Below are 22,450 nucleotides of genomic sequence, written 5' to 3'. Positions count from 1 at the left end.
CCCGGGCAGGCGGGGCCACAGCACGACCACTCCGACGGGGGTGAACATCGCCCGCGCCGCGCTCCGGCACCGGCCGCGGCGCCGGTGACCGCCGTGCGCTGGGTCCGGGGCCGTCCGGTAGCCTGGCCGGAAATGTTGCCGGTGCGAGTCGTTGGGTCCTGACCTGCGATGATCTTGTACTTATAGCGAGTTTGGGCCGTCGAACCTCGCTATAGGTACAAGATCACGGTGAGGGGAGCGGCCCGCTCGGATGGCCCTCGGCCACGGGGCGGTTGTCCGCATCCGGCCACGTGAACCGTCGCCCCCGGCCGCGCCGCCCGCGTACGGGGCCGTCGCCTCCGGCCGCGCCTTCTGTATGCAGGGCTGTCGTTCCCAGCAGCGTCGTCTGTGCGCGGGACCGCTACCGCCGAGCCGGGCGGACGACCCGCACGAAGGCGCACCACGCACAGTTCACAGGACCGATACTGGAAGAGATGACTCCTCCCTCTGGATCCGGGCCGCTCTCGGAGGGGACCGCTCCCTCCCGCCCTCCCGAAGACCACACGCCCTACGCGGTCTTCGCCCACCTCACAGCTCCCAACAACGATCTCTACCGCGCGGTGATGGGGGTGTTCGTCCGGGCCAAGGAGCAGTTCCGCGTGCACCTTCGCCCCGAGGAGGTCCACACCGGCCTGCCGCAGGAGGTGCGGCCCGCCTCCGCCGAACCGGTCGCCAAGGCCCTGGAGAGCCTCTACACGTGGGGCAACCTGCGCCAGGACCCCGACACCGAGCGCGTCACGGCGGTGGAGGACTTCTACCGGCGCCGCCACATCTACCAGCTCACCCGGGAGGGCGAGGCGGCCGAACGGGCCCTGGCGGCCTACGACGAGGCGCTGGGACAGAAGGGCTCACTCCAGGCCGTCGCCCTGGCCGACATCGCCACCCAGCTGCGAGCCCTGCGGGAACTGGCCGCGCATGAGGCCTCCGACGAGGCGGTCGTCCACTTGACCCTGCTCGGTCTCGTGGAACGCTTCACCGACCTGGCCGACAACGCCCGCGCCTTCATGGGGTCCCTCCAGCGCACCATCGACCTGCACGACGCCGACGTCGAGGCCTTCCTGGCCTACAAGGACCGCCTCATCTCCTACCTGGAGCGCTTCATCGGCGACCTCATCACCCGGGGCGGCGAGATCGCCCTCCTGCTCGCCGAGCTCGACGGGACCGCCTCCCGTCCCGGGCCGGTCGGGAACCTGCTGCGGGTGGCCGCCGCACGCGAGGCCGCCGACGCCGCCCCGGACGGAAGACCCGCCGACCCGGGCACCGAGGCCACCGGCGGTGCGGACTTCGACCGGGCCCTGGAACGCTGGCAGCGCCGCTGGGAGGGACTGCGCTCCTGGTTCCTGTCCGCCCCCGGCGTTCCGGCCCAGGCGCAGCGCCTGCGGGTCAGCGCCCGCGGTGCCATCCCCCAACTGCTGCGGGTGGTCGCGGTCATCAACGAGCGCCGCACCGGCCGCTCCGACCGGTCCGCGGACTTTCGGACCCTGGCCCGCTGGTTCGCCGAGGCCCCCGACGACGACGCCCGCCACCGGCTGTGGCGCACGGCCTTCGCCCTGCACTCCTCCCGCCACCTGACCGTCGACCCCGCCACTGCGGAGCAGCGCGAACGCGAACCCATCGCCTCCACCACGCCCTGGGCCGAGGCCGACCGCCTCACCATCAGCCCGCGCCTGCGCCGCACCGGCAGCTACGAGCGGCGCGGCCGCGCGCGCAAGGTCATCGACCGCGGCGACGAACGCCGCTACCTGGCCGAGCTCGCCCGCAAACAGGCCCAGGAGGCCGCGGCTGCCCGCGCCCGGCTCGCCACCCGCGGCCGGGTGCGCCTGTCGGACCTGGCCGAACTCGACCCCGTCGCCTTCGGGCTGTTCCTCCAACTGCTCGGCGACGCCCTGTCCCGCTGGGGACCCGACACCGAACACACCGTCGCCACCAGCAACGACGGAACCATGGAGATCCACCTGAGCGCCCTGAACGACGGCCGCACCGCCACCGTGCGCACCCCCGGCGGCACCTTCCACGGCCCCGACCACCTGGTGCGCATCGTCGACCTGACCGGCGGGGGCGGATGAACACGCAGGAGGACCTGCACCGGGCCGCTCGCGCCCTGCTCCGCCAACCGCTGCTGCGCTCCTCAGCCCACCCCCGCGAGTTCCGGCAGGTACGCGACCACGCCCTCGGACTGCGCCAGTGGTTCGACCGCAACACCGGCTGGCGCCTGCACGTGGACGCCGAGACGGCACGGCTGCGCAAGGTCCCCGGAGACCCCGCAGACGCCACCCACCCGGCCCGTGAGGAGGGCAGGGGAAGACTCGCCTTCGACCGGCGCCGCTACGTCCTGCTCTGCCTGTCCCTGGCCGTCCTGGAGCGGGCCGAGGCGCAGACCGCCCTGGGCCGCCTGGCCGAACAGGTCGTACTGGAGGCCTCCGCGCCCGAGTTCGCCGATCTGGGCTTCACCCTGTCCACCCGGGACCAGCGCATGGACCTGGTGGCGGTGGTGCGGCTCCTGGTCGGCCTGGGGGTGCTGTCCCGGGTGGCCGGGGACGAAGGCGCCTTCGTCGGCGACCGGGGGGACGCCCTCTACGACGTGGACCGGCGCGTATTGACGGGGATGCTCGCCGGCGCGCGCGGCCCCTCCACCATCGCCGACACCGACCACGCCGCGCGGTTGTCCGCGCTGGCCGAGGACGGAGTGGCCCACCAGCTGGACAGCGACGACCTGCGCAACACCGCCATCCGCCACCGCCTCACCCGGCGCCTGCTCGACGACCCCGTCCTGTACTTCGACACCCTCACCGAGGAGGAGCACGCCTACCTCGTCAGCCAGCGCGCCGCCATCACCCGCAGGATCGGCGAGCTCACCGGCCTCGTCGCCGAGGTCCGCGCCGAGGGCATCGCCATGGTCGACCCAGACGACGCCCTCACCGACCTGCGCATGCCCGAACAGGGCACCCCCGGGCACGCCACCCTGCTCCTGGCCGAACACCTGGCCGCGGCCGGGCGTCCCCTCACCCTGGACGAACTCGGCGACAAGGTGCGCGAACTGGCCCGCGAGCACTCCTCCTACTGGTCCAAGTCGGCCCGCGCCCCCGGCAACGAACCCGCGCTGGTGGCCACAGCCGTGGAGCGCCTGCGCGGCCTGGGACTGGTCGAGACGGTCCTCGTGGACGGCCGTCCCGCGGTCGCGCCGCGCCCGGCACTGGCCCGCTACGCCGTCGCCGAACCCCACGTCAGCACACCCGAGGGAGAGACTCCGTGACCCTGCCCGAACCCGGACGGGAACGCTGGCAGCCCCTGCGCCTGGGTGTCGTCGACCTGTTCTACTACGAGGACGAGCAGTTCCACTTCCGCGACGGGCGGCTGCTGCTGCGCGGCAACAACGGCACCGGCAAGTCCAAGGTCCTCGCCCTGACCCTGCCGTTCCTGCTGGACGGGGAACTGGCCGCCCACCGGGTCGAACCCGACGGCGACCCCAAGAAGCGCATGGAGTGGAACCTGCTGCTGGGCGGTGAACACCCGCACGACGAGCGGCTCGGCTACACCTGGATCGAATTCGGCCGCCGCGACGCCGACGGCACCACCGAGTACCGCACCCTGGGATGCGGTCTGAAGGCGGTCACCGGGCGCGGTATCGCCCGCCGCTGGTACTTCTCCACCACCCAGCGGATCGGCGCCGGACCCGACGGGCTCAGCCTGCTCGACGCCACCCGCACCGCCCTGTCCCGGGACCGGCTGATCGAGGCGGTGGAGGGCCGCGGCATGGTCTACGACCAGGCCGGGGACTACCGCAGGGCCGTGGACGAGGCCCTCTTCGGCCTGGGCGAGGAACGCTACGGCTCCCTGGTGGACCTGCTCATCCAGCTGCGCCAGCCCCAGCTGTCCAAGCGCCCCAGCGAGGCGGCCCTGTCCAAGGCGCTCACCGAGGCGCTGCCGCCGGTGGACCAGGCGGTCATCGCCGACGTCGCCGAGGCCTACCGCGAACTGGAGGACGACGAGGAGGAACTGGAGGCGATGGCCGACGCCGAACGCGCCTCCTCCGCCTTCCTGGACCACTACCGCCACTACGCGCGCGTGGCCGCCAGGCGCGCCGCCCGCCCGCCCCGCCAGGAGCACTCCCGGTACGAGAGGTTCACCTCCGAACGCACCGCCGCGCTGGCCGCCCGCGACACCGCCCAGGCCGACCTGGACCGGATCGGCACCGAGGCCGACGAGTTGGCCTCGCGCACCGCGCGCCTGCGCGGGCAGGACCAGTCCCTGCGCCGCAGCCCCGAGATGGACAGCGCGCGCGACCTCGACCGGGCACGCGCGGAGGCCGACCAGGCCGCGCACCGTGCGGACCGGGGCGCCGCGGACGCCGCACGCGCCCGCGGTGACGCCGCCCGCGCCCGGCACCGGCTCGACCAGGCGGCCGGGGCCGCCGAACAGGCGGATCTGGACCTGGAACGCCTTCGGGCCCGGGCGGGCGCGGAGGCCCGGTTCGCGGGCCTGGGCGACCAGCACCGCGACACGGTCGACCGGGCCCTTCCCGATCACGCCGAACCCGCCCGCCGCGACGCCGAAGACCTGGTCCAGCGCCGAGCCCGCGCCCTGGACCACACCGCCGCGCTGCTGCGCTCCGCGGACGAGGCCCAGGGCCACCACCTTCAGGCGCGTACCCGCCTGGAGGACACCGAGACCGAACTCGCGGACCTGGACCTGGCCCGCTCCCAGGCCGAACAGGACCTGGACGCGGCAGCCCGCGACCACGTCGCTTCCGTACGCGGCCACCTCGACTCCTGCGCGGAGCTGCGCCCCGACGACCTGCCGGGGATGCTCGACCAGGCCGCGGACTGGGCCACCACCCTGGAGGGACCCGACCCCGTCCGCCAGGGCACCCGGCGCCACGCCCAACGGGTGGAGACGGCACTGGCCGCGCACGAGGCCGAACTGGGCGTGGAGCGCGACACCCTGCGCCGCGACCGGCAGGCGCTGGAGGACGAACGCGAACAGCTCCGGGCCGGACGCCCCGCGCCCCCGCCGGTTCCGCACACCCGCACCGCCCCGCGCGGTCGCCAGCGCCCCGGCGCGCCCCTGTGGAAGCTCGTCGACTTCGCCGAGCACCTCACCGCACCCGAACGCGCCCGCCTCGAAGCGGCACTGGAGGCCTCCGGACTCCTGGACGCCTGGGTGGCACCCGACGGTTCCCTCACCACCGCCGAGGGACACGACACCCTGGTCGTCGCGGACGCCCCCGTACCCGGCCCCCACCTGGGTCTGCTCCTGCGCCCGGCCATCGACCCCGACGACCCCGGCGCACACGCGGTCGCCGCCTCGCGGGTGGAGGCCCTCCTGGCCGCGGTCGGCACCTCCGAACGCGAGGACGTCACCACCTGGGTCACCGTCGGGGGCCGTTTCCGCGCCGGTGCCCTGCGCGGCAGCTGGACCAAGGACGAGGCCCGCCACCTGGGAGAGGGCGCACGGGAACAGGCCCGCCGCGACCGGATCGACCAGATCGCCCGCGAACTCGACACCGTCGAACAGCGCCTGTCGGGCATGGACACCGCCCTGGCCGCCCTGGCCGAGCGCCGCCGCGTGCTGCGCTCCGAACTCGACGCCCTGCCCGACGACGCCGCCCTGCGCGCCGCACACGCACGGGTCGCCGACGCCGTGCGCGCCACCGTCGCCCTCACCCGCCGCAGGCACGAACGCGCCGCCGAACTCGACCGGCTCCGCGCCCGGCTGGACCAGGAACGGGCCGAACTCGCCGAGACCGCCGACGAACTGGGCACACCCACCGAAGAAGCGGAACTGTCCGCCCAACGCGAGTCACTGTCCTCCTACCGGGTCGCCCTGGCCGAGCTGTGGCCCGCGGTCCGCACGCACCTGGACACGCACCGGACGCGGGAGGGCGAGCAGGAGGAGACCGAGCGCGCCGCCCGGCTCGCCACCGACCTGGCGGAGCGGGCCGGGGAACTGCGCCTGGAGGCAGAGGAGGCGGCCGAGCGCCGCGACACGCTCGGCCGGACCGTGGGAACGGCGGTGGCCGAGCTCAACCGCATGCTCACCCGGGTCGCGCAACAGCTCCAGGAGTGCCAGGAGCGCTCACACCTCCTGGAAGGGGAGCGCGCCGACGCCCTGGACCGAAGGGGGCGGGCCGCCGGACGGGTGGAGGGGCTCGACGACGACATCGCCGAGAGCGCGCGTGCCCGGGCCGAGGCTGTCGACACCCTGCGCGCCTTCGCGGCCACCGGTGTGCTCGCCATCGCCCTGCCCGACCTGGAGGCACCCGATACGGCCAGGGAGTGGGCGGCCGACCCGGCCGTACGCCTGGCGCGCGCCGTCGACCGCTCCCTGGAGGCGACCGAGGACTCCGACCAGACCTGGGACCGGCTCCAGAAGAACCTGTCCCAGCAGTTCAAGAACCTGCAGGACGCTCTGTCCCAGCACGGGCACAGCGCCGCGTCCTGGCCCGAGGCGGGGACCATCATCGTCCGGGTCACCTTCCAGGGGCGCGAACAGCCCGTCCCCGAACTCTCCTCCGCGCTGGCCCGGGAGGTGGCGGCACGGCGCGAACTCCTCTCGGCCCGCGAACGCGAGGTATTGGAGAACCACCTGCTCACCGAGGTCGCCGGCACGCTGCAGAACCTCATCGGCGCGGCCGAGCACCAGGTGGAGCGGATGAACACCGAACTGGAGGAACGCCCCACCAGCACCGGTATGCGGCTGCGGCTGCTGTGGCGGCTCAACCGGGACGCCCCCGAGGGCGTGGCGGCAGCCCGCAACCGGCTGCTGCGCCAGACCGCGGACGCGTGGTCGGCGGACGACCGCGCGGCCGTCGGAGACTTCCTCCAGCGCCTCATCGAACGCGAACGCGACCGGGACCCCGGCGCCCCGTGGTTCGACCGCCTGGCCAGGGCACTGGACTACCGCTCCTGGCACCGGTTCACCGTGCAGCGCCACCAGCACGGCCAGTGGAACAGCGCCACCGGCCCCGCCTCGGGCGGCGAACGCGTGCTCTCGGCGTCGATCCCGCTGTTCTCCGCGGCCTCCTCCTACTACGCCACCACGACCAACCCGCACGCCCCGCGCCTGATCATGCTGGACGAGGCCTTCGCCGGGGTCGACGACGACTCCCGCGCCAAGTGCCTGGGGCTGCTGCACGCCTTCGACCTGGACGTGGTGATGACCAGCGAGCGCGAGTGGGGGTGCTACCCGCAGGTCCCCGGCCTGGCCATCGCCCAGCTGTCCAGAGTGGACGGGGTCCCCGCGGTCCTGGTCACCCGGTGGGAGTGGAACGGCCGCGAGCGCCTCCTCGCCGACGAACCGAACGGGTCCGGACGGCAGACCGCGCGGGGAGCGGCCGCCGGGGATCGCTCGGGGGCGGACGGCGGCCAGCCGGCCCAGGAGGGGCTGTGGGAGTGACCGGACCCGACCTGCCGCGCCTGCGCCGCCTGCTCGGCACCCCGGCCACGGCCTGGCTCCTGGAGCGTTCGCGCCGCCGCCTGTACGAGGGCAGACCCCTGACCGGGACCGTGACCCGCAGCGGTGCGACGGAGGAGGAGCGGGCCGCGCTCGCCGCTCTGGTGGGCCGCCGGATCGGACGCGGAAGCAACGTCGGTGTGCGTCTGGAACGGATCGACGACGTCCTCCGGCGCAGCGGCGCCTGCCCTGACGGCCTGGCCGCGGCGGTGGAACTGCTCACCGGGCCCGTCGTCGCGCGCGAGGAGGAGCGAGAACGCGAGGAGCGCGCCTGGGACCGGGTCTTCGCCCCCCTGGAACGGGTGTGCGCCCGTGCCCCCGCCCTGGAGGCGTGGTGCGCCGACGTGCGAGGGGACGGCCGTGTGCGCCGGATGGCCGCCGGGCCGGAGGAGGCCGCCCCCCTGGTGGAGGCGGTCGCCCGGACGGTGGACGCGCTTCCCGCCGACGGTGTCGCCCTGTCCCAGTTGGCCGCCGGGGTCCTGGGAGACGCCCACGCCCTGGACGACGACCGTTCGGTGACCACCCTGGTCTTGGGCGCCGCCCGTCTGCTGGGCGGTGAGGCCGGGGGTGAGGGCGCGGCCTGGCGGCGGCGCGTGTGGGCCTCGGTGGGGGTGCTCAAAGACGAACTCTCCTCCACCGTGCTGGTCCTCAACCTGCCCGGGGACCCGGCGACCGCTACGGGCCGGGCGCTGGCTGCCCTGGCCGAGGCGGGACAGCCGGCCGTGCTGACCCTGCGGCAGCTGGTCTGCGACCCCCGGCACACCCCGTGGCCGGGCCGGACGGTCTCGGTGTGTGAGAACCCCGTCGTGGTCGCCGCGGCCGCCGATCACTGGGGCGCGGCGTGCGCGCCGCTGGTCTGCCTCCAGGGAGGGGCGAGCGCGGCAGCCCTGACCCTGCTGCGCCAGGCGGTGGACGGGGGAGCCCTCACCCGGCTGCACACCGACTTCGACTGGGGCGGGGTGCGTATCGCCAACGCACTGGCCCGACAGGTGCCGTGGCGGCCGTGGCGGCTCACCGCCGCCGACTACCGCTCCTCTCTGGGGAAGCGGGCGCGGCCGCTGTCGGGCACCGCCGCCCCGACCGGCTGGGATCCGCTCCTGGCCGAGGAGATGGCCGCGCACGGCGTACGGGTCGAGGAGGAAACGGTCCTGGACGACCTGCTGGCCGACCTCGGTCCGGTGTGAGGCCCGCCCCGCCTCAGTCGGAGGCGGGGGCGTGCCGGGCGATCCAGGCCGCCGTGCGCCGGGGGTCGGCCAGGTCGTCCCAGAAGCGCTCGGGGTAGTTGAACCACTCGGTGAACTCGTCGGCCAGGGAGGGGCTGCGGCCCAGTTCCCCGAGGAACTCCACGAAGTCCGCAGGCAGGGCCTCCAGGTTCTCCATGAACAGGTTGGTGGTGCGAAACGCCGACAGGACGCGGTCCTGTCGGCGCATGTCCACGTGCTCGACGAAGCGGCGGTCCAGGACGTCCTGGCGGACGATCTCCTCGGCGAGCACCCACGCGGCGTGGGAGGCGATGTTGGCTCCCTGACCGAGCAGGGGGTCCACGGTGACGTGCGCGTCGCCTAGGGCGAGCACGACGGTGCCGTCCTCCAGCACCGTGTGCGTGCGGCGCACCACGGGGGTCACCGCGCCCTGGAGGATTCCGCGCGGCCCGTCCAGCGGGCCGAACTCCGCCGGGTCGATCCGTTCGAAGCAGTCCGGGTAGTGCTCGCGCAGCAGCTCCAGGGCGAGGTTGCGGAAAGCCCCGGGGTCCTCCTCGTAGGGGGCGGTCGCCAGGGCCTCCAGGGCGGAGCCGCGGTGGTTCTCGATGACCAGGGCCATGACCAGACCGCCGTCGGTCCAGGTGGGGAACTCGATCATCTCGCCCGCGCCCGGGGAGACGTGGAAGGTCACCTGGGGGACGGGCTGCTGGGCGACGCCGGTGAACAGGCCGGCGCACAGCGCCCTTCCGGGGCGGGTGAAGGCCGGGTGCGCGGGGTCGCGCCCGAACACCTCCGCGAACGGGCCGCGTCCGGTGCACACCACGACCAGGTCGAACCGGGAGGCCAGGGAGGGCAGGTCCTCGGGGGAGAGGCGGCCGAGCACGAGCTCCCCGCCGCGTTCGGCGAAGTCCTCGGTCAGCCGGGGCTGGTAGATCCGGTAGTCCACGGCCCGGCTGGGCGCGCTGAAGCGGCCCCGGAAGGCGGTGGGCTCCGGGCCGGGGCCCACCCGGTACTCGTGCCCGGGGTTGTTAGCTGTTGGGTCGGGAGGCGACTCGAACGCACACAAGGGCACAGGAGTGAGCCCCTACTGCTGCCGGAAAGCGGTGTGTGGTGTGTGTCCCCACCCCGATGGACGGCCCGCCGGTGAAATTCCGTCCGAGGAGTTCGCTGATTCTCCGGACAAGCGCCCCCGAACCTGGCTACGGTCATCTCGAACACAGCGACGAAACCGGCAGGATCGGGAGGTGGGAAGGGATGGCAGGTACCAGTATGCGGCGGTTGCGGACCCTCGCCGACCCGTTCCTGGCCCCCGCACCGACCGGTGTGAGCGTGCGTGACCGGCTCAAGGGCCTCACCACTGAGGACGAAGCGGTGCTGGAGGCCGTGGGCGCGCACCTGGGATCGCTCGCCTCCACGGACCTGGCCGCCCGGTGTGCGCACGGCACCAGCCACGGCAAGGACGCCTGGGCGGCCCGCAAACGGGAACTGACCCCTGAATCCTCGTCGCGGTGGGCGGGGACGATCACCAGGGCCTCCAACGAGCAGTGGGCGCTGGCCCGCCGCAGCCAGGCCGCCCACCTGCACCGCCTCCAAACGGGGATCGACATCCTGCGCCACCGGCTCTCCCAACCACTCGGAGAAAAGGGCACCAAGGGCGTGCCGGGCGGGTACTCCTGTCGCAGGGAGTGGCACGCCAAGTCACGACGCCTGGCCGCCCTGGAGCATCGCCATGCGGTGGCGGTCGCTGACTGGGAGGCGGGGCGGGTGCATGTGGTGCGTGGCGGCAAGCGGTTGCTGCACACCCGCCACCACCTGGACCAGGCCGGACTCACCCAGGCCCAGTGGCGGGCCCGGTGGGAGGCCGCACGCTTCTTCCTCCAAGCTGAGGGTGAGTCCGGCAAACGCTACGGCAACGAGACGATCCGCATCACCCCCGAGGGGCAGATCTCGATCAGGTTGCCCGCCCCGTTGGCGCACCTGGCTAACGCTGCCCGTGGTCGGTATGTGCTCTCGGGTCGGGTGGCCTTCGCTCACCGGGGCACCGAGTGGGCTGATCGGGTTGAGGCCGACGGGGCGGTGGCCTACCGCCTCCACCTGGACACCGGCCGGGGCCGGTGGTACGTGAGCGTGTCTTGGACGCATGCTCCTGTCCCACAGGTGCCGTGGGAGGCGGCGCTGGCCCGCGGGGTGGTGGGGGTGGACGCCAACGCCGACCACCTGGCCGCCTGGCGGCTGGACACCCACGGCAACCCGATCGGGAACCCGCGACGGTTCGCCTTCGAGTTGTCCGGCAGCGCCTCCCACCGGGACGCGCAGGTCCGCCATGCCCTGTCCCGACTGTTGCGCTGGGCCACCACAAGCGGTGTGCGGGCCATCGCGGTGGAGGACTTGGACTTCGCCCGCGAGAAGACCCGGGAAAAGCACGGACGGCGCAAACGCTTCCGGCAGCTGATCAGTGGTTTTCCCACCGCCCGGCTGCGGTCCCGGCTGACCTCGATGGCCCACACCCTGGGGATGGCGATCATCGCCGTGGACCCGGCGTATACATCACGGTGGGGTGCCCAGCACTGGCAACGACCCCTGACCACTAAACGTAGGAAGGTCTCCCGGCACGATGCGGCCAGCATCGCGGTCGGGCGGCGCGCTCAGGGCCACCCGGTCCGGCGACGGACAGCACCGCCCCCACACCACCAGGGTGATGGTGTGGGGCATCGGACCGTCCAGGCCGCATCGGGGAGGTGTGGGCGTGAGGGAAACCGCCCACCTGTCACGGAGCGTGCACGCGATGCGCGTGGCCGGACGGGGCAGGAACGCGGTGACCCAGCCCATCCAGCACCGTTCGGGATGGGCGCAGTGCCGAAGTGACCCCCCGGGGGTCACTTCTGATCACTGTTCAGGAACGGTGACCTCCACACCGTGCCGCAGCAGGTGCAGGCCCGCCGTCCCGGCGCCGACGATACCGATCCTCTTGCTCACGTCTCTCCTGGTGGCAGGGGTGGTTGCGGACGAGGGGGGAGGCGCCCGGTGAGCGGGGTACGGAGGAGGCGCTCTTTCCCTCACTGAGAGTAAGCGTACGTAACATGTGCCCGCCCGGCCAGAGGCGTGCGCGGTCGGTCGGCCGGTTCGCCGTCCGGGGCCGACCGTTTCCCGCGCGGGCTCCGTCGCCCCCGGCGGGGAGCCCGTGCCGCTGAGAGGCAAGCGGCGCGGCCGACTTCTGCTCAAGTGACGCGCGGAGCTTTTGTTTCGCAGGGTGTTCATGTGATCCTCATGAGTAGCTGTGGGGGCAGTGGCTGTGTCCACGCGGGCGTGCGGAGCCCGCCGGACCCGGAGGCGTCGGGAGGGGCATGCGGTCTCTGAGCGGCCTCGTCCGCGCCGGAGCGCGGTCGGCGGCCCGCGCGGGATCGGCGGCGCTGGACCGCCTGTCCGCGGACGGGGGATCGGTGGTGCAGGCCACGTTCGCCGCGACCGCGGCGTGGATCATCGCGGGCGGCCTCGTCAGCGACCACTCCCCCTTCTTCGCGCCGATCGCCGCGGTCATCGCGCTCAACGCCGCGGGCGGGGAGCGGGGGACCAACGCCGTGCGGATGCTGCTCGGCGTGGTCATCGGCATCGTCGTCGGCGAACTGGCCCTGGTCGTCACCGGCGGAGGTTACGGGGCCCTGGCCGCCGCCACCGGCGTGGCGATGGCGATCTCCGTCGCCGTCGGCGCCGCCAGGCTCGTGATCGCCCAGGCGGCGGCCAGTGCGATCCTCACCGTGGCCTTCGCCGGAACCGGCAGGCTCACCGACGCCCTCATCGGAGCGGGTGTGGCGCTCCTGGTGAGCCAGCTCCTGTTCCCCGCCCGGGTGGTCTCGCGGCTGCGCCGGGCCGAGGCGGCCGCGCTGGCCGAGATGGTCCGCCTGCTCGGCGCGACCGGCCGCGCGCTGGAGGAGGACGAGGACCCCTCCCTGTGGACGGTGGACCGCCTGGGCGCCCTGAGCAGGCCCATGGCCGACCTCAGCCGCGCACGCGAGAACAGCCACCGCGCGGTGCGCTGGTCCAGGGCGCGGTGGACCGACCCCGAGCCGCTGCGGTACGAGGACGAGCGGATCGACCGGCTCATCATCCTCGGGGAGAGCTGCCTGTCCCTCGCGCGGACCACCGCCGCCACGGAGACCGGCGAGCGCCGACGCCTGGCGCCGGTGGTGTGCGAGATGGCCTCCGTGCTCGACGTGCTGGCCGAGGGCCTCGGAGACCGCGCGGCGCGCCAGCGCGCGGTCGACCGGGTGCTCGCCCTGGTCGGGCCCTTCGACGAGGACGCGCTGGAGGACCCCGTGACCGGGGCGGCCCACCTGTACGTGCGGATGGTCGCCACCGACATCATGCTGTTCGCCGGTCTCGAACCCGAGGGGGCCGAACGGGCGCTGGCCGGAGAGGACGAGCAGACGCGGGTCGCCCACCCGCCGCGCGAGCCGTGGCTGCCGTGGGCGCCCCGGGGGCGTGCCCGGTCAGGGCGCCGGTCCCGGCGCCGCCGGCCGTTCCGGCGCTCCTGAACCGTCCGGGCCGGGCAGCGGCCGTCGCCGCCCAGACTCTGCGCTGACCGCCGCGGGTCGGCGCCGGTTCTCCGATCAGGCACCGGCGGATTTTCGGTGAACGCCCGTATCCGAAGAGCCGGTCATGCAAGCATGGTCGAGCCTTCGGCACGGTGGACCCCGTCTTCCCGTGCCCGCCCCTAGACTCGAAAGAGATTCGGTATGACGACCCCCTCGTGCGCGATCGAAGCGGAGGTGGCACACAGCATGATCTTCACCCAACCGGAAGATCCTCTTCTGCGGTCCGTGCTCGCCCTGCTCCGGGTCGCCCATGACCACGGCCGGGTGCTCAACCGTGCGAAGGTCGCCACACTCCTCTATCTCGCGGACCTGACCGCGGTGGAGGCCGGGGGCGTGGCGTTCTCGGGGGCGACATGGCGCTGGGAGAGCCAGGGCCCGTTCGACACGTCCCAGTACAGGGTCGAGGAAGCCCTCGTGACCGCCGGTGTCATCACCAGGGAGCACGACCCGCACAGCCTTGCCGCGGACGCCGGGCTCCGGCTGGTCGAGGACGTCGAGGTGACCCTGGACCGTGACCTGACGGTCTTCCTGGAGAAGGTCGTCGCCGAGCACGGCGGCAAGTCCGCGGCCGCCCTGCGCGACCTCTCCTACGAGACGCCTCCCATGGCGGGGGCCCGGACCGAGGGGGAGCGCGGTGTGCTGCTGGACCTGAGCCGGGCCAGGCGCCGCAAGCAGTACCAGGCCCTCAAGGAGCGCTACAGGGCGCGTCTGTCCCACAGGACCGCAGCGGAGTCGGACCCGGGCGTCGGCGCGGACCTGCTGGAGGAGATGGGTTCCTTCGCCGAGGCACGCCGCCGGGCGACCACGGAAGCGCTGGGTGAGGAGTGAAGCCCGCGATCAGGCGCGGCGGGGTCTACCGGGTTCCCGACCACCGTCTCACCCTGCCCCCGGACTACGACCGTGATCCACACCCGCAACGTACGGTGATCGTGATCAGCGGAGAGGCCGAGAACGAGAACGAGGAATGGCCGATCGTCATGGTCGTGCCCTGTTCGAGCCAGTCCTCCCGCAGGACCAAGTACTGCGTGAAGCTCAACCACGGCGTGGCCAACGTGGACAAGAAGTGCTGGGCACGCGTCGTGGCCGCGCAACCGCTCGCCAAGGACGAGATCGGCGACTTCGTCGGCCAACTCCCCGCGGACCTGCTGGAGGACGTCTACGTCAACTGGGCCGAGTACACCGGTCAGGTCTGAGCTGGGCGGCGGCCGTCGCCGTCCCCGGTCCTGCGGCGCTCCTGAAGGGGCCCGTTCGCGCCCGGCGCGAACGGGGCCTGACCCCGGCCCCTAGCCGTCCGAGGGCAGCTCGGAGTGCCCCAGGTGGTGTTCGGGGGCGATCCGGTCCCGGATGAGGCGCTTGAGCTCGGCGGCGTCGGTGAAGGCCGCGTCGGTCCGGCGCGACCACACGCTCTCCCCGTCCAGACGCACCTCGAACACGCCGTTGGTGCCCGGGACGAGCGCGACCTCGCCGAGTTCGGCCTCGAACGTGGTCAGCAGCTCCTGTGCCATCCAGGTGGCCCGCGGGAGCCACCGGCACCGGGTGCAGTACTCGATCTCCAGCCGCGGTTCGTTGACCTCCATGACTCCCAGCATGGCACGGGATCGGGCCGGAGAGGGAGGCCGGAGCGCGTTGTCGTTGCCCGCGCGGGAAGGCGTTGCCCGCGCGTGCCGGACTTTTGGCGCGCCCGTGGGACGGCGGCACCCCGTCCACCATGGTCCGGAAGACTTCCGGAAGTAAGGGCGTCCGGTCGCGGTCGCGTCGTATCCCCACGCCGCTGAGCAGTGTGGACGCCGAACGCGAAGAGAGGCCCCCGTCAAGTTATCCGGAATCTTCCGGAATTTATTGACAACGCAACGGAGTCGGACGGACACTGGCCCTGTGACGGGGATCACGGTCCCCGTCGGGTCGGATCACCCCCGATCCGGTCCTCCGTACGCCTCCTGACCCCCCATCCACGAGGAGGAAGCACTCATGAACCCTTCCCCCGCACCCCCGCGGAGCCGCGGGGACGGTCGCGCCAGAACGCTCGTCGGCCGGGTCTGCGCCGTCGCGGTCGCGCTGGTCACGACCCTGGCGCTGCTGCCCGGCACCGCCAGCGCGGCCATCACCACCAACCAGACCGGCACCCACAACGGCTACTTCTACTCCTTCTGGACCGACAGCCAGGGGACCGTCTCCATGGAGCTGGGCTCCGGCGGCAACTACACCACCTCCTGGCGCAACACCGGCAACTTCGTCGCCGGTAAGGGCTGGCCCACCGGCGGGCGCAGGGCGGTGACCTACTCGGGCAGCTTCAACCCGTCCGGAAACTCCTACCTGACGCTCTACGGGTGGACGAGGAGCCCGCTCGTGGAGTACTACATCGTCGACAACTGGGGCACCTACCGGCCCACCGGAACGCACATGGGCACGGTCACCAGCGACGGCGGCACGTACGACATCTACCGGACGATGCGCTACGACGCCCCCTCCATCGACGGCATCCAGACCTTCCCCCAGTACTGGAGCGTGCGCCAGTCCAGGCGCACGGGCGGAACCATCACCTCCGGAAACCACTTCGACGCCTGGGCCCGCGCCGGAATGAACCTGGGCAACCACGACTACATGATCATGGCCACGGAGGGCTACCAGAGCAGCGGCAGCTCCAACATCACCGTGGGCTCCAGCGGCGGCGGAAACCCCGGAAACCCCGGCAACCCCGGTGGCGGCGGCTGCACCGCGACCCTGTCCGCGGGCCAGCAGTGGAGCGACCGGTACAACCTCAACGTCTCGGTCAGCGGTTCGAACGACTGGACCGTGACGATGAACGTGCCGTCCCCGGCCAGGATCAGCGCCACGTGGAACGTCGGCGCCGACTACCCCAGTTCCCAGGTGCTGACCGCCAGGCCCAACGGCAACGGCAACAACTGGGGCGTGACGATCGACCACAACGGCAACTGGACCTGGCCGACGGTCTCCTGCAACGCGAACTGACCCCGGACGCCGCCGGCATCCACCCGTGGCGCGGCGGCCTCGGCCGCCGCGCCGCCCCGGGCGGTACGTGAGGGCCCCCGGCGCCGCACCGCGCGGCACCGGGGGCTTTCACGTGCCGTGGAAGAGGGTGAGGTCGACCGCGGGCGCGTCCGTGTACACCACGCCCGGCTCCGGCGGGACGGGCTCTCCCGACGCGGAGTCGGTGCAGTGGGCGTCGAACATCCGCGCCTCGTCGAGGGGAACCAGGGTCCGGTCGGCGACCGTCCAGCCGCGCACCAGGGTGACGGGGACGTCCACCCCGTCGGGAAGCGTGTGGGAGATCCGGTCGGTGGGGCTGTGCAGCACCACCGCCGCGGAGCCACCGCCGGTGAGGGCGGCGCACAGCCGCTCCACCACCGCCGGATGCTCGACGTCGAAGCCCTCCTCCCGGCGTTCGACGGACGTGGCCAGCGCGTGCCGGGTGTGCAGGGTCAGGAGGTGCTTGGTGCCGGGCAGGTCGTCGAGGAGGGCGGACAGCAGGGCGGAGGCGTGTGAGGAGAGCATGCTCTGAGTATGCGCGCGCGGACACGGCCGGATCGGGTTGTCCACAGGCCTGATCGGGGCGGATCCCGGATTTTTCGGGGAGGCCGGTCCGTGGACCGCGCCGCGTACCGCTCACCCGCCGAGGGTCGCGGGGCCGCCCGCCCTGCTCCGCTGCCGCCCGTCCGGCTCTCCCGTCTCCCGGTGAGCGCGGGGCCGCCCGGCCACCGGGCCCCGACCGGGGCTTCTCCGGCCGGGCGCCCCCGCGCACGCGTCCGCGGTCAGGGCTTGCGCGCCACGCCGCCGTACTGGGCGACCTCCTTGGGCTCGCCCAGTTCGGTGGGCAGCGGGCGCCACAGGGACGCCGAGACCACGCCGGGCTCCAGCAGTTCCAGGCCGTCGAAGAAGCGCTCGATCTCCTCGGCGGTGCGCAGGTGGATGGGCTGGCTCGCGCCCTCGTTCCACGCCTTGGACGCCTCGATGATCTGCGGACTCGTGCTCGTGCTGTCGCACAGGGCCAGGAAACTGCCCGACGGCAGCGCGTCCACGTAGGCGCGGGCCAGGGCGTAGGTGCTCTCGTCCGCGGGGAAATGGCCCAGGGTGCCCATGAACGTCAGCCCGATCGGCTGGGAGAAGTCCAGGTACCGGCGGGCCTGCTCCAGGAGGGGGCCGGGGTCGGTCAGGTCGGCGTCGACGTACTCGGTCGAGCCCTCGGGGCTGCTGGTGAGCAGGGCGCGGGCGTGGGTCAGCACCAGGGGGTCGTTGTCGACGTAGACGACCTTGCACTCGGGCGCGGCGGCCTGGGCGGCCTCGTGGGTGTTGTTGGCGGTGGGCAGGCCGGTGCCGATGTCCAGGAACTGGCGGACGCCCTCCTCCTCGACCAGGTGCGTGACCGAGCGGACGAGGAACTGCCGGTCGGCGCGGGCGACCTCCACGATCTCGGGGAAGGCCCGCGCGATCTGCCGGCCCAGCTCCCGGTCGACGGGGTAGTTGTCCTTGCCCTCCAGCCAGTAGTTCCACACGCGTGCGGAGTGGGGGACCGACGTGTCGATGGGGGGAGTGGCGGTCATGGAATCCTCTCGGGGAAGTAGGTGTCGCGCTGCGATTGTCCTGGCGCGGTGGGCACTAACGCAACCACGAAACCCTTGCGCCACAGGGGTTTCCGGGCAAGGACCCGTGCCCTCAGCCACTCCCGTGCGTCCCCTGTCCGGCCCCGCACCGCCCCGCCCCGGGCCCGCCCGAGCCCCGCCGCGGCCGCGTGTGCGCGTTCTGCCAGGTGGAGATGTCTAGCATGGAACCCATGAACGAACTCTCCGCAGAGCAGACGGGCCGGGTCATCGCCCTGGCCATGGACCTCGCCCGGGAGGGGCGCACGGAGGAGCTGCTGGAGTTCCTCGACCACGGCCTTCCCGTGGACACCCGCGACGAGCAGGGCAACACCCTGGTGATGCTCGCCGCCTACCACGGCCAGGAGGCCGTGGTCCGCGCCCTCGTGGACCGCGGCGCCGACGTGGACCTGCGCAACGACCGGGACCAGACTCCCGTGGCCGGTGCGCTGTTCAAGGGGGAGGAGGGCATCGTGGCGCTGCTCGTCGCCGCGGGCGCCGACCTCGACGCGGGCACGCCGAGCGCCCGCGCCGCGGCCGAGATGTTCGGCCGCTCCCACCTGCTGCCCTGATCCGCTGATCCCGATCCGGGGGCCGCGCCGCCGCGGCCCCCGGGCCCGACGGCGCCCGGCGCCCTCCGGGGACCGGGCCCCGGAACGGGCCGAGCCGACGCGGTCGGGGCCGCGTCGGCTCGGTGGATCGGACCCGGATCCGGGGTCCTCACGCCCTCGCCCCGGTCAGGGCTTCGGGCGTTGCTCAGACGGCGTCCGAGTTGGGGTCGGTCGCGGAGACCTTGCCCGCCTGGAGGGCCTCGATCGCCTTGCGCACGCCCTCACCGTAGGCCGGGTCGGCCTTGGTGCAGTTGCCGATGTGGCGCTCGATGGTGGCCTGGGAGGCGCCGTCGATGGCGCGCGCGGTGTTCTCGAACAGGCGCTGCTGCTCGTCCGCGTTCATCAGGCGGAACAGGTTGCCCGGCTGCTCGAAGTAGTTGTCGTCGTCCTCGCGGTAGTCGAACCGGTCCGCGGTCGAGCCGATGGCCTGCGACGGCTCGGCGTAGGAGGGCTGCTCCTGCCAGCGGCCGTAGGAGTTGGGCTCGATGCCGGGCACGCCGCCCTGGTTGCCGTCCACGCGCATCGTGCCGTCGCGGTGGTAGGTGTTGACCAGCTTGGCGCCGCGCGGGTAGTTCACCGGGATCTGGTGGTGGTTGACGCCCAGGCGGTAGCGGGCGGCGTCACCGTAGGAGAACAGGCGGCCCTGGAGCATGCGGTCGGGCGAGAAGCTGATGCCGGGGACCAGGTTGGCCGGGGTGAAGGCGGCCTGCTCCACGTCCGCGAAGTAGTTCTCCGGGTTGCGGTTGAGCTCGAACTCGCCGACCTCGATGAGCGGGTAGTCCTTCTTGGACCAGACCTTGGTCAGGTCGAAGGGGTGGAAGCGGTAGTCCGCCGCCTCGGCCTCGGGCATGATCTGGACGTAGAAGGTCCACTTGGGGTTCTCGCCCCGCTCGATGGCCTCGAACAGGTCGCGCTGCGCGGACTCGCGGTCCCCGGCCACGACCTGGGCGGCCTCCTGGTCCGTGAGGTTCTTGACGCCCTGCTGGGTCCGGAAGTGGAACTTGGCCCAGAAGCGCTCGCCGGCCTCGTTGATGAACGAGAAGGTGTGCGAGCCGAAGCCGTGCATGTGGCGGTAGCCGGCGGGGATACCGCGGTCCGACATCACGATGGTGACCTGGTGCAGGGCCTCGGGGAGGTTGGTCCAGAAGTCCCAGTTGTTCTCGGCCGAGCGCATGTTGGTGCGCGGGTCGCGCTTGACGGCGCGGTTGAGGTCGGGGAACTTCAGCGGGTCACGGAAGAAGAAGACCGGGGTGTTGTTGCCGACGACGTCCCAGTTGCCCTCCTCGGTGTAGAAGCGCAGGGCGAAGCCGCGGATGTCGCGCTCGGCGTCGGCGGCGCCGCGCTCACCGGCGACGGTGGAGAAGCGGGCGAACATCTCGGTCTGCTTGCCGACCTCTGAGAAGATCGCGGCCTTGCTGTACCGGGTGATGTCCTGGGTGACCGTGAAGGTACCGAAGGCTCCGGAGCCCTTGGCGTGCATCCGACGCTCGGGGATGACCTCGCGGTCGAAGTGGGCGAGCTTCTCCAGGAACCACAGGTCCTGAAGCAGCATCGGGCCGCGCGGTCCGGCGGTGAGGCTGTTCTGGTTGTCGGCTACCGGGGCGCCGTTGGCCGTGGTCAGCGGCTTCGTGTTGTCCTGAGACATGAATTCCTCGGTCCTAAGGTGGGATCTTTCGGTGCCGCGGTCAGGGCACCGGGCGTGTGTCAGGCCTTCTGGCAGTCGGGGCAGATGCCCCAGTAGGTGACCTCGACCTCGTCTATGGCGAAACCGTGGTCCTGTGAACCCGTCATGCAGGGCGCGGCTCCGGTGGCGCAGTCCACGTCCGCGATCGTGCCGCAGCTGCGGCAGACCACGTGGTGGTGGTTGTCGCCCACCCTGCGCTCGTAGCGCGCGGGCGACCCCTCCGGTTCGATCCGCCTGACGAGTCCGACGTCCGTCAGAGCCTTGAGCACGTCGTACACCGCTTGTGTGGACACCGCACCGAGCTGGCCGCGGACCGCCTGGAGCACGGTGCTGGCGTCGGCGTGCGGATGAGCCCCGACCGCCTCCAGGACCGCTACCCGGGGTCGGGTCACGCGTAGCGAAGCCCCCCGGAGGAGGGCCTCGGTCTCCGTCTGGTGCATGCGCCCATTGAACCACTTTTCTGGAATGATTCCAACAAAGGTGCGCCTAACCCGGCGCCGGCTCCCGCCCGGCGGGCCCTGGCGGCACCCGGGAGAGCCGTCCCACCGCACGCCCCGCCCGGTTCCCGCCGTTCCCCGCTGGTGCGCGGCCGGGTGGTCCACGGCGGTGGACCACCCGCGTCCCGGCGGCTGTCGGAATGTCCTTTTTATGATCTACGTCGTAAAAGTGCCGCTTACTTAGGCGCTCCAGCGGGAGGAAGCCCTCCGCTCGGACAGCCCGTGATCACGCCCGCGCGCTGCCCCGCACCCGTCCCGGCGGCGGACCCGCGGCCGTCGGCGGGCACGCGTTCCCCGACCCCCGCCCCGGCGGGCGGGCCGCCGCCCCGCCGCCACTCATGCGGGCGCGTTGCCCAGCAGCTTCTTCTGGATCTTGCCCATCGCGTTGCGCGGCAGCGTGTCCACCACGCGCACCTCGCGCGGGCGCTTGTGCACCGACAGGCGCTCGGCCACGAAGTCGATGACCGCCTCGGGGGAGATGCCCTCGCCCACCAGGTAGGCCACGATCCGCTGGCCGAGGTCGTCGTCGGCCTCGCCCACCACGGCGGCCTCCGCCACCCCGGGATGCCCGAGCAGGACCGCCTCGACCTCGCCCGCGCCGACCCGGTAGCCGCCGGTCTTGATCATGTCCACCGACATCCGGCCCACGATCCGGTGCCAACCGTCCCCGTCGCGGACCGCCGCGTCGCCGGTGCGGAACCAGCCGTCCCCGGTCCACGCCGCGGCCGTGGCCTCCGGCAGTCCGAGGTAGCCCCCGAACAGGGTGGCGCCGCGGACCTGGAGCTCACCGACGCTCTCACCGTCGCAGGCGACGGGCTCACCGTGCTCGCCGCGCAGCCGCGTCTGCAGACCCGGCAGCGCCGTCCCGACCCAGCCGGTGCGCCGGGGCGCGTCGGCGCGAGCCGCCACGGTGATCAGCGTCTCGGTCATCCCGTACCGCTCCACGGGGCTGTGGCCGCACGCCCCCCGCAGGCCGTCGGCCACCGTGTCGGGCAGCGGGGCGCTGCCCGAGACCAGCAGTCGAGCCCCGGACAGGGCGCGTGCGCTGTCGGGGTCGCGGGCGATCCGCGACCACACGGTCGGCACGCCGAAGAACAGGGTTCCGCGCCGAGCCCCCCGGGCGGCCTCGGCGTAGGCGGCGGGGGTGGGGCGGACGGTGTGCAGCAGCGGGCTGCCCACGCGCAGGGCCCCCAGCACGCCCAGGATCAGGCCGTGCACGTGGAACAGCGGCAGACCGTGCACCAGCACGTCGTCGGGCGTCCAGTCCCAGGCGTCGGCGAGCGCGTCCAGGTCGGCGGCCACGGCCCGGCGCGGGATGAGGGCGCCCTTGGGCGGCCCGGTGGTCCCGGAGGTGTACATGACCAGCGCGGTGGAGTCGGGCGGCGGTTCGGGGAGCGTGAACGAGGAGCGCTCGGCCGGGTCCACGGGGACGACGGGCAGGTCGACGTCCTCCTGAGGGGTGCCCAGCCACAGCGCGGCGCCGGAGTCGCGCACGATGTGGCGGCGCTCGGCGGTCCCCGAGTCCGCGGGGACCGGGACCACGGGCACCCCGGCCAGCAGGCCGCCGACCACCGCGACGACCGTGGACAGCGAGGCCTCGCCGTGCACGGCGACGGCGTCCACCCCCGCCACCCGCTCGGCCACGGCGGCCGCGGCCGACCACAGTTCCTCGCGGTCCAGCCCCGCCCCGCCGACGCTCACCGCGGTCCCCTCGCCCGCGTCCGAACCCAGCAGCACCTCGTGCCCCTTCCGGTCGTGTCCTGTCCAGTCGGCCAGTA

17 protein-coding genes are annotated in these 22,450 nt (G+C 73.0%); 10 read left to right on the top strand and 7 right to left on the bottom strand.

Annotation, left to right across the window (positions count from 1 at the left end):
• Nucleotides 1–473: 473 nt before the first annotated feature.
• From AC0VX6_RS17615 to AC0VX6_RS17600, 4 genes are read left to right on the top strand one after another with little or no spacing between them, the layout of a single operon-like run.
• Nucleotides 474–2,105: a TIGR02677 family protein gene (locus AC0VX6_RS17615; RefSeq protein WP_475465282.1), complete on the top strand. Its 1,632-nt coding sequence runs from the start codon at nucleotides 474–476 to the stop codon at nucleotides 2,103–2,105.
• The gene (locus AC0VX6_RS17610; RefSeq protein WP_274973768.1) at nucleotides 2,102–3,292 is read left to right on the top strand and encodes a TIGR02678 family protein; all 1,191 of its coding nucleotides are present in this window, start codon (nucleotides 2,102–2,104) and stop codon (nucleotides 3,290–3,292) included. Before AC0VX6_RS17615 ends, AC0VX6_RS17610 begins: the two co-directional genes overlap by 4 nt.
• Nucleotides 3,289–7,434: a TIGR02680 family protein gene (locus AC0VX6_RS17605; RefSeq protein ID WP_475465281.1), complete on the top strand. Its 4,146-nt coding sequence runs from the start codon at nucleotides 3,289–3,291 to the stop codon at nucleotides 7,432–7,434. The genes AC0VX6_RS17610 and AC0VX6_RS17605 overlap by 4 nt, the downstream gene beginning before the upstream one ends.
• Nucleotides 7,425–8,675, top strand: coding sequence for a TIGR02679 family protein (locus tag AC0VX6_RS17600; RefSeq protein ID WP_274973766.1), 1,251 nt, complete (start codon nucleotides 7,425–7,427; stop codon nucleotides 8,673–8,675). Before AC0VX6_RS17605 ends, AC0VX6_RS17600 begins: the two co-directional genes overlap by 10 nt.
• Before the next feature lie 13 nt (nucleotides 8,676–8,688).
• Here the strand turns inward: AC0VX6_RS17600 and AC0VX6_RS17595 are convergent, their stop codons facing one another.
• Nucleotides 8,689–9,765, bottom strand: a complete 1,077-nt coding sequence (locus AC0VX6_RS17595; RefSeq protein WP_475465279.1) for a styrene monooxygenase/indole monooxygenase family protein — start codon at nucleotides 9,763–9,765, stop codon at nucleotides 8,689–8,691.
• A 182-nt stretch (nucleotides 9,766–9,947) separates the two neighbouring features.
• Here AC0VX6_RS17595 and AC0VX6_RS17590 point away from each other — a divergent pair, with 182 nt between their 5' ends.
• The 4 genes from AC0VX6_RS17590 (at nucleotide 9,948) to AC0VX6_RS17575 (ending at nucleotide 14,478) form a co-directional block, all read left to right on the top strand.
• On the top strand, nucleotides 9,948–11,558 hold the full coding sequence (locus AC0VX6_RS17590; RefSeq protein WP_475465278.1) for an IS200/IS605 family accessory protein TnpB-related protein: 1,611 nt from the start codon (nucleotides 9,948–9,950) through the stop codon (nucleotides 11,556–11,558).
• A 479-nt stretch (nucleotides 11,559–12,037) separates the two neighbouring features.
• Nucleotides 12,038–13,225: an FUSC family protein gene (locus AC0VX6_RS17585; protein ID WP_274973763.1), complete on the top strand. Its 1,188-nt coding sequence runs from the start codon at nucleotides 12,038–12,040 to the stop codon at nucleotides 13,223–13,225.
• A gap of 201 nt (nucleotides 13,226–13,426) precedes the next feature.
• Entirely contained in the window at nucleotides 13,427–14,113 is a 687-nt protein-coding gene (locus AC0VX6_RS17580) for a hypothetical protein (RefSeq protein WP_475465275.1), read from the top strand.
• On the top strand, nucleotides 14,110–14,478 hold the full coding sequence (locus AC0VX6_RS17575; protein ID WP_274973761.1) for a type II toxin-antitoxin system PemK/MazF family toxin: 369 nt from the start codon (nucleotides 14,110–14,112) through the stop codon (nucleotides 14,476–14,478). The genes AC0VX6_RS17580 and AC0VX6_RS17575 overlap by 4 nt, the downstream gene beginning before the upstream one ends.
• 90 nt (nucleotides 14,479–14,568) lie before the next feature.
• Here the strand turns inward: AC0VX6_RS17575 and AC0VX6_RS17570 are convergent, their stop codons facing one another.
• Complete coding sequence (locus AC0VX6_RS17570) at nucleotides 14,569–14,862, bottom strand: Rdx family protein (protein ID WP_212643831.1); 294 nt, start codon at nucleotides 14,860–14,862, stop codon at nucleotides 14,569–14,571.
• A gap of 391 nt (nucleotides 14,863–15,253) precedes the next feature.
• On the opposite strand from AC0VX6_RS17570, the gene AC0VX6_RS17565 reads away from it, so the two are divergent.
• Nucleotides 15,254–16,255 (top strand): glycoside hydrolase family 11 protein, encoded by a 1,002-nt coding sequence (locus AC0VX6_RS17565; protein WP_274973760.1) that lies wholly within the window; start codon nucleotides 15,254–15,256, stop codon nucleotides 16,253–16,255.
• A 108-nt stretch (nucleotides 16,256–16,363) separates the two neighbouring features.
• Here AC0VX6_RS17565 and AC0VX6_RS17560 read toward each other — a convergent pair whose 3' ends face one another.
• A complete protein-coding gene (locus tag AC0VX6_RS17560) occupies nucleotides 16,364–16,798 on the bottom strand; it encodes a hypothetical protein (protein WP_274973759.1) in 435 nt (144 codons plus the stop codon).
• Between the two features lie 257 nt (nucleotides 16,799–17,055).
• Nucleotides 17,056–17,844 carry an SAM-dependent methyltransferase gene (locus AC0VX6_RS17555; protein ID WP_475465274.1) on the bottom strand — a complete coding sequence of 263 codons (789 nt, stop codon included), beginning with the start codon at nucleotides 17,842–17,844 and terminating at the stop codon, nucleotides 17,056–17,058.
• A 230-nt stretch (nucleotides 17,845–18,074) separates the two neighbouring features.
• Between AC0VX6_RS17555 and AC0VX6_RS17550 the strand changes: the two genes are divergently transcribed.
• The gene (locus tag AC0VX6_RS17550) at nucleotides 18,075–18,452 is read left to right on the top strand and encodes an ankyrin repeat domain-containing protein (RefSeq protein ID WP_416026668.1); all 378 of its coding nucleotides are present in this window, start codon (nucleotides 18,075–18,077) and stop codon (nucleotides 18,450–18,452) included.
• Nucleotides 18,453–18,636: 184 nt separating this feature from the next.
• Here the strand turns inward: AC0VX6_RS17550 and AC0VX6_RS17545 are convergent, their stop codons facing one another.
• From AC0VX6_RS17545 to AC0VX6_RS17535, 3 genes are all read right to left on the bottom strand, one after another.
• On the bottom strand, nucleotides 18,637–20,136 hold the full coding sequence (locus tag AC0VX6_RS17545) for a catalase (protein WP_475465273.1): 1,500 nt from the start codon (nucleotides 20,134–20,136) through the stop codon (nucleotides 18,637–18,639).
• A 59-nt stretch (nucleotides 20,137–20,195) separates the two neighbouring features.
• Nucleotides 20,196–20,615, bottom strand: a complete 420-nt coding sequence (locus AC0VX6_RS17540) for a Fur family transcriptional regulator (protein ID WP_013153727.1) — start codon at nucleotides 20,613–20,615, stop codon at nucleotides 20,196–20,198.
• Nucleotides 20,616–21,008: 393 nt separating this feature from the next.
• Entirely contained in the window at nucleotides 21,009–22,409 is a 1,401-nt protein-coding gene (locus AC0VX6_RS17535) for an acyl-CoA synthetase (RefSeq protein ID WP_475465271.1), read from the bottom strand.
• Nucleotides 22,410–22,450 lie beyond the last annotated feature (41 nt).

The organism is Nocardiopsis sp. iso_25 (assembly GCF_056173305.1).
Note: the sequence above shows the minus strand (reverse complement) of the source record. Positions and strands in the feature narration are given on the sequence as shown.